Origin of the sequence: Marinobacter shunpengi (genome assembly GCF_045449695.1) — a bacterium.
Taxonomy (GTDB): domain Bacteria; phylum Pseudomonadota; class Gammaproteobacteria; order Pseudomonadales; family Oleiphilaceae; genus Marinobacter.
The window spans coordinates 1-8035 of the sequence record NZ_JBJJKZ010000024.1 but is presented as its reverse complement, the minus strand read 5'-3'; the positions used below and the strand labels follow the sequence as shown (position 1 = coordinate 8035).

2 protein-coding genes and 3 rRNA genes are annotated in these 8035 nt (G+C 61.7%); 4 read left to right on the top strand and 1 reads right to left on the bottom strand.

What is annotated here, in order from left to right; genetic code table 11:
* A partial coding sequence (locus tag ACJO2E_RS20080) for an MHYT domain-containing protein (RefSeq protein WP_406966203.1) occupies window positions 1-748 on the bottom strand: 748 nt, incomplete at its 3' end.
* Between the two features lie 147 nt (window positions 749-895).
* On the opposite strand from ACJO2E_RS20080, the gene tyrS reads away from it, so the two are divergent.
* From tyrS to rrf, 4 genes are all read left to right on the top strand, one after another.
* Window positions 896-2155 carry a tyrosine--tRNA ligase gene (tyrS, locus tag ACJO2E_RS20075; protein WP_406966201.1) on the top strand — a complete coding sequence of 420 codons (1260 nt, stop codon included), beginning with the start codon at window positions 896-898 and terminating at the stop codon, window positions 2153-2155.
* 482 nt (window positions 2156-2637) lie between these two features.
* A 16S ribosomal RNA gene (locus ACJO2E_RS20070) occupies window positions 2638-4164 on the top strand.
* A gap of 473 nt (window positions 4165-4637) precedes the next feature.
* Window positions 4638-7751, top strand: a 23S ribosomal RNA gene (locus tag ACJO2E_RS20065).
* A 115-nt stretch (window positions 7752-7866) separates the two neighbouring features.
* A 5S ribosomal RNA gene (rrf, locus tag ACJO2E_RS20060) occupies window positions 7867-7983 on the top strand.
* The 16S, 23S and 5S rRNA genes sit together here, the layout of an rRNA operon.
* Window positions 7984-8035: the final 52 nt, after the last annotated feature.

Sequence of the window (8035 nt, the reverse complement as noted above, 5' to 3'; positions counted from 1 at the left end):
CGGCCCTGATCTCCCGCGGCGCCCGCGCCAGGATCGCGACCGTCACCAGAGCGAGCATCGAGACCGTCAGCACGACCACCAGCGGTGCGACCAGCTCCTCGGCGGTCAGTCCGTCCCCGCTCCCCGCGGTGCCGTGGTCGTCGTGCATCGCGGCCCCCGCGACCTGCATCGCGGCCATGCCGGTGTAGTGCATGCCGGAGACGGCCAGGGCCATGACGGCCGCGGCGAAGATGCCCCCGAGCGCCGACCGGACCGTCCAGGTCAGCCAGAGGGCGGCGGTGGCGGCGAGCACGCCGATGACGACGGACAGCGCCACGAGCCACGGGTCGTAGGCGATCGGCACGGCCGTGTCCACGGCCCGCATCCCGAGGTAGTGCATGCTCGCGACCCCGACGCCGGTCAGTCCGCCGCCCGCGAGCAGCGCGACCGGCCGTCCCGCGCCACGGTCGACGAGGAACAGCCCCGCGGCCACCACGACGACGGCGAGGAGCAGGCTGACGAGCGTGAGCGGGAGGTCGTAGCGGATCTCTCCGGTCGACACCGTGAACCCGAGCATGGCGACGAAGTGCATCACCCAGATGCCGACACCACCGATCGACAACGCCCCCATCCACAACCACAGGCGGCGGGCCCGGCCGTCGTAGAGGCGGCTGCGGGCCGTCGACGACAGTCCGACGGCACACCCGACGAAGGAGAGCCCGAAGGAGAGGACAGGAGTCAGGAGGCCGGACGAGAGGTGGTTGATCACGGGTTCCTCAAGAGTGTGGAGCGCTAACATTCCCGAGCAAGGTAAGCCTCACTTCCTGCCGGTGGCAACGGGTTTCACCCGCGCTGTCGTGCACACTAGAGGCGCGGACCGCCCGGGCCGCTGCGACCCATCCGAAGGAGTACCACGGTGACCGACGTTGTCGACGAGCTGCAGTGGCGGGGCCTGGTGGCGCAGTCCACCGACGAGGCCGCGCTGAGGGACGCGCTGGCGCAGGGGCCGGTCACCTACTACTGCGGCTTCGATCCGACGGCGCCGAGCCTGCACCACGGTCACCTCGTCCAGCTGATCCTGCTGCGCCACCTGCAGCAGGCGGGCCACCGTGCGGTGGCGCTGGTCGGCGGTGCCACGGGGATGATCGGTGACCCCCGGGACTCCGGCGAGCGCGTCCTGAACACCAAGGAAGTGGTCGCCGACTGGTCGGAACGGCTCAAGGCGCAGATCTCGCGGTTCCTCGAGTTCGACGGCGACAACCCGGCCCGGCTCGTCAACAACCTCGACTGGATCGAAGGGCTCTCGGCCATCGACTTCCTGCGCGACGTCGGTAAGCACTACCGCCTGGGCACGATGCTGGCCAAGGACACCGTGGCGCGTCGGCTGCGCTCCGACGAGGGCATCAGCTTCACCGAGTTCAGCTACCAGATCCTGCAGGGCATCGACTTCCTGGAGCTCTACCGGCGGCACGGGGTCACGCTGCAGACGGGTGGCAACGACCAGTGGGGGAACCTGCTGTCCGGCGTGGAGCTGATCCGGAAGGCGGAGGGCGCGGCGGTGCACGTCATGACGACGCCGCTGATCACGAAGGCCGACGGGACGAAGTTCGGCAAGACGGAAGGCGGGGCCGTGTGGCTGGCTCCGGACATGATGAGCCCGTACGCCTTCTACCAGTACTGGCTCAACGCTGCCGACGCCGACGTGGTCGCCTGGTTGAAGATCTTCACGTTCCGCACGCGCGAGGAGATCGACGAGCTTGCTGCGGCAGTCCGGGAACGCCCTGGAGCGAGGGAGGCGCAGCGCACGCTCGCCGGGGACGTCACGACGCTGGTCCACGGAGCCGACGCCACGGAGGCCGTGGTCGCGGTGAGTCGTGCCCTGTTCGGCCGCGGTGAGCTCGGGACGCTCGACGCCGACACGCTCGGCGCCGCGACGGCCGAGCTGCCCCGGGCGGACGTCACGGTCGGCACGCCGGTGCTCGACGCGTTCGTCGACGCCGGTCTGGTGGCCTCACGCGCGGCCGGCCGACGGGCGATCGGCGAGGGCGGTGCGTACGTCAACAACGTCAAGGTGGGCACCGAGGACGCCGTCCTGACGAGCGAGGACCTGCTCCACGGGCGCTACGCGGTCCTGCGGCGAGGCAAGAAGACCCTCGCCGTCGCCGTCGCCGGCTGACCCGGCCGACCGGCGGATCGGGCCCTGGCCTGCGGATTTGGCACGCGGGCCAGGGTCTGTGTAATGTTCTGGTCGTTCGCCCGGCAGGGAGGCACGAACACCGAGGAGACAGTCGCTGAGGCTGGGTACCGGTGGCCGATCCCAGGGTGGATGACCTCGGACCTTCGGATCAGGTACAGTTGTGTGCCCGGTCGATCGAGGGCCTGGTTGATCCCGTCGATGACGGCTCGAGAGAGCGGTTGACGACACGGAGGAAGCCGGGTAAGGTTGAAGGGTTGCCCCGGACGGGGTCGGAACGGGAAGTTCTGGTCCGGATGGTGTGCGTCGGTTGTTTGAGAACTCAACAGTGTGCTTGATAGTCAATGCCAAATTTTGAACCTTTTTGGTTCCTTTGGACTGGATTGAACAGCTAGTCTGTTTGGTCTGGCCAGTATCGATAGGCGACTGGTGGCCCCTTGGGGGTTGTTGGTTGTTTTCTCTCTTTTACGGAGAGTTTGATCCTGGCTCAGGACGAACGCTGGCGGCGTGCTTAACACATGCAAGTCGAACGGTGAAGCCCAGCTTGCTGGGTGGATCAGTGGCGAACGGGTGAGTAACACGTGAGCAACCTGCCCTCCACTTCGGGATAAGCCTTGGAAACGGGGTCTAATACCGGATATGAGCATCTGCCGCATGGTGGGTGTTGGAAAGTTTTTCGGTGGGGGATGGGCTCGCGGCCTATCAGCTTGTTGGTGGGGTGATGGCCTACCAAGGCGTCGACGGGTAGCCGGCCTGAGAGGGCGACCGGCCACACTGGGACTGAGACACGGCCCAGACTCCTACGGGAGGCAGCAGTGGGGAATATTGCACAATGGGCGAAAGCCTGATGCAGCGACGCCGCGTGAGGGATGACGGCCTTCGGGTTGTAAACCTCTTTCAGCAGGGAAGAAGGCCTTCGGGTGGACGGTACCTGCAGAAGAAGCGCCGGCTAACTACGTGCCAGCAGCCGCGGTAATACGTAGGGCGCAAGCGTTGTCCGGAATTATTGGGCGTAAAGAGCTCGTAGGCGGTCTGTCGCGTCTGGTGTGAAAACCCGAGGCTCAACCTCGGGCTTGCATCGGGTACGGGCAGACTAGAGTGCGGTAGGGGAGACTGGAATTCCTGGTGTAGCGGTGGAATGCGCAGATATCAGGAGGAACACCGATGGCGAAGGCAGGTCTCTGGGCCGCAACTGACGCTGAGGAGCGAAAGCATGGGGAGCGAACAGGATTAGATACCCTGGTAGTCCATGCCGTAAACGTTGGGCACTAGGTGTGGGGCTCATTCCACGAGTTCCGTGCCGCAGCTAACGCATTAAGTGCCCCGCCTGGGGAGTACGGCCGCAAGGCTAAAACTCAAAGGAATTGACGGGGGCCCGCACAAGCGGCGGAGCATGCGGATTAATTCGATGCAACGCGAAGAACCTTACCAAGGCTTGACATGCACCGGACGCTGCCAGAGATGGTGGTTCCGCAAGGTCGGTGCACAGGTGGTGCATGGTTGTCGTCAGCTCGTGTCGTGAGATGTTGGGTTAAGTCCCGCAACGAGCGCAACCCTCGTCCCATGTTGCCAGCGGGTTATGCCGGGGACTCATGGGAGACTGCCGGGGTCAACTCGGAGGAAGGCGGGGATGACGTCAAATCATCATGCCCCTTATGTCTTGGGCTTCACGCATGCTACAATGGCCGGTACAGAGGGCTGCGATACCGTAAGGTGGAGCGAATCCCAAAAAGCCGGTCTCAGTTCGGATTGGGGTCTGCAACTCGACCCCATGAAGTCGGAGTCGCTAGTAATCGCAGATCAGCAACGCTGCGGTGAATACGTTCCCGGGCCTTGTACACACCGCCCGTCAAGTCACGAAAGTTGGTAACACCCGAAGCTCATGGCCCAACCGGTTCGTCCGGGGGGAGTGGTCGAAGGTGGGACTGGCGATTGGGACTAAGTCGTAACAAGGTAGCCGTACCGGAAGGTGCGGCTGGATCACCTCCTTTCTAAGGAGCACATACTGCTCGCCTGGTGGGGTTCTGCCCCGTGGGTGGGTGGTCATGCACAGCCATCGTAGGCGCCGAACGTGTGTCTGGTGGTTGCTCTGGGTGGAACATTGACTGTTTGCGGTGCGCTGGGTGCGTGCCGGCTGCTAGTACGTCTGCTGCTTCGGTGGTGGGTGGGAACGTGGTCGGTGGTGTCTGGTTCGTCGTGTGAGCACACTGTTGGGTCCTGAGGCAACCGGCCTGCGTGGTCGGGTGACCTTTGATGGATACGGGTCGTTGGTCGGGTCTTCATACCGCTTCGCTCATCGTGCTGTGCTGCTGTCCTTCGGGGTGGTGGTTGGTGGGGTGTGTGGGGGTCGGGTGGGCCTGGTGGCCGGCGGGACCGTCCGTTGCTTGAGAACTGCACAGTGGACGCGAGCATCCCAGATGTTCAAGTATTATTCTTGGATTTCTGTAGCATATTTGTAGTGTGTGTCGAAGTTTAGAAGGGCACATGGTGGATGCCTTGGCACTAGGAGCCGAAGAAGGACGTTGTAGCCTGCGTTAAGCCTCGGGGAGCTGGCAAACGAGCTGTGATCCGAGGATGTCCGAATGGGGGAACCCAGCCGCAGTCATGTGCGGTTACCTGTACCTGAATTCATAGGGTGCAGGGGGGAACGCCGGGAAGTGAAACATCTCAGTACCGGCAGGAAGAGATATTCCGTGAGTAGTGGCGAGCGAAAGCGGATGAGGCCAAACCGTATGCGTGTCAAGCTGTCAGGCGTTGCGTGTGCGGGGTTGTGGGACCTTTCTCAGATCACTGACATGGTCTGGACCAGTAAGAAAGTCGTGTCATAGTCGAACCGCATTGAAAGGCGGACCGTAGAGGGTGTGAGTCCCGTAGACGAAATGGTGCGGCCTGGTGAAGGGGATCCCAAGTAGCACGGGGCCCGTGAAATCTCGTGTGAATCTGGCAAGACCACTTGCTAAGCCTAAATACTACCTAGTGACCGATAGCGGACAAGTACCGTGAGGGAAAGGTGAAAAGTACCCCGGGAGGGGAGTGAAATAGTACCTGAAACCGTGTGCCTACAATCCGTCGGAGCCTCCTTAGCAGGGGTGACGGCGTGCCTTTTGAAGAATGAGCCTGCGAGTTAGTGCTCGGTGGCGAGGTTAACCCGTGTGGGGAAGCCGTAGCGAAAGCGAGTCCGAATAGGGCGATTCAGTCGCCGGGTCTAGACCCGAAGCGAAGTGATCTAGCCATGGGCAGGTTGAAGCGCCGGTAAGACGGCGTGGAGGACCGAACCCACTTAGGTTGAAAACTGAGGGGATGACCTGTGGTTAGGGGTGAAAGGCCAATCAAACTTCGTGATAGCTGGTTCTCCCCGAAATGCATTTAGGTGCAGCGTCACGCGTTCCTTGCCGGAGGTAGAGCTACTGGATGGCCGATGGGCCTCACCAGGTTACTGACGTCAACCAAACTCCGAATGCCGGTAAGCCAGAGCGTGGCAGTGAGACTGCGGGGGATAAGCTTCGTAGTCGAGAGGGAAACAGCCCAGACCACCGGCTAAGGCCCCTAAGCGTGTGCTCAGTGGGAAAGGATGTGGAGTTGCACAGACAACCAGGAGGTTGGCTTAGAAGCAGCCACCCTTGAAAGAGTGCGTAATAGCTCACTGGTCAAGTGATTCCGCGCCGACAATGTAGCGGGGCTCAAGTACACCGCCGAAGCCGTGGCACTCACACTTTACCCAGCATTCCCTTTCGAGGGGGTGTTCAGGTGTGTGGGTGGGTAGGGGAGCGTCGTGTGGGCAGTGAAGCCGCAGGGTGACCTAGCGGTGGAGACCACACGAGTGAGAATGCAGGCATGAGTAGCGAAAGACGGGTGAGAAACCCGTCCGCCGAATGACCAAGGGTTCCAGGGCCAGGTTAATCCGCCCTGGGTAAGTCGGGACCTAAGGCGAGGCCGACAGGCGTAGTCGATGGACAAGGAGTTGATATTCTCCTACCGGCGAAGAACCGCCCATACCGAATCCGGTGATGCTGACCACCCCCGAGTACCACCGTCACCTTCGGGTGACACCGGTACAACGGCGTGGGACCCAATCCGGTAGTAGGTAAGCGTGTTAACAGGGGTGACGCAGGAAGGTAGCCCGGCGTGGCGATGGTAGACCACGTCCAAGGTCGTAGCCGGCTTCGTAGGCAAATCCGCGAAGCATTGACGGTGAGAACTGACGGTGACCGCACTAGCGGGAATCGGGTGATCCTCAGCTGCCAAGAAAAGCCTCGACGCGAGGTTCTAGCCGCCCGTACCCCAAACCGACTCAGGTGGTCAGGTAGAGAATACCAAGGCGATCGAGATAATCGTGGTTAAGGAACTCGGCAAAATGCCCCCGTAACTTCGGGAGAAGGGGGGCCCGATCCGTGAACACCCTAGCGGTGGGAAGCGGTGAGGGCCGCAGAGACCAGGGAGAAGCGACTGTTTACTAAAAACACAGGTCCGTGCGAAGTCGCAAGACGATGTATACGGACTGACGCCTGCCCGGTGCTGGAAGGTTAAGAGGACGAGTCAGCGTAAGCGAAGCTCAGAATTTAAGCCCCAGTAAACGGCGGTGGTAACTATAACCATCCTAAGGTAGCGAAATTCCTTGTCGGGTAAGTTCCGACCTGCACGAATGGCGTAACGACTTCTCCGCTGTCTCAACCACGAACTCGGCGAAATTGCACTACGAGTAAAGATGCTCGTTACGCGCAGCAGGACGGAAAGACCCCGGGACCTTTACTATAGCTTGGTATTGGTGTTCGGTGCGGTTTGTGTAGGATAGGTGGGAGACTATGAAGCCCGCGCGCCAGCGCGAGTGGAGTCGCCGTTGAAATACCACTCTGACCGCATCGACCATCTAACCTCGGTCCGTGATCCGGATCAGGGACAGTGCCTGGTGGGTAGTTTAACTGGGGCGGTTGCCTCCCAAAATGTAACGGAGGCGCTCAAAGGTTCCCTCAGCCTGGTTGGCAATCAGGTGTCGAGTGCAAGTGCACAAGGGAGCTTGACTGTGAGACCGACAGGTCAAGCAGGGACGAAAGTCGGAACTAGTGATCCGGCGGTGGCTTGTGGAAGCGCCGTCGCTCAACGGATAAAAGGTACCCCGGGGATAACAGGCTGATCTTCCCCAAGAGTCCATATCGACGGGATGGTTTGGCACCTCGATGTCGGCTCGTCGCATCCTGGGGCTGGAGTAGGTCCCAAGGGTTGGGCTGTTCGCCCATTAAAGCGGCACGCGAGCTGGGTTTAGAACGTCGTGAGACAGTTCGGTCCCTATCCGCTGCGCGCGCAGGAAACTTGAGAAGGGCTGTCCCTAGTACGAGAGGACCGGGACGGACGAACCTCTGGTATGCCAGTTGTTCCGCCAGGAGCACCGCTGGTTCGCTACGTTCGGAAGGGATAACCGCTGAAAGCATCTAAGCGGGAAGCCTGCTTCAAGATGAGGTTTCCATCCCCCTCGTGGGGTGAAGGCACCCAGCTAGACCACTGGGTAGATAGGCCGGAAGTGGAAGACAGGACCAACGACTGTCGCAGCTGACCGGTACTAATAAGCCAACAACTTCAACACCAACACTTCTGCTATGCACGCGTCCACTGTGCGGTTCCCGAGAAACGGGCACCACCCCCGACCCACCCCTTGACCAGGTGGGGACACACGGGGAACCCGAACAACTCGATAACGTTACGGCGGTCACAGCGAAGGGGAAACGCCCGGTCCCATACCGAACCCGGAAGCTCAGCCCTTCAGCGCCGATGGTACTGCCCTGGAGACGGGGTGGGAGAGTAGGACGCCGCCGGACACCCTTCACAGCCAGGCCCCCCACACCACACGGTGCGGGGGGCCTGACTGCA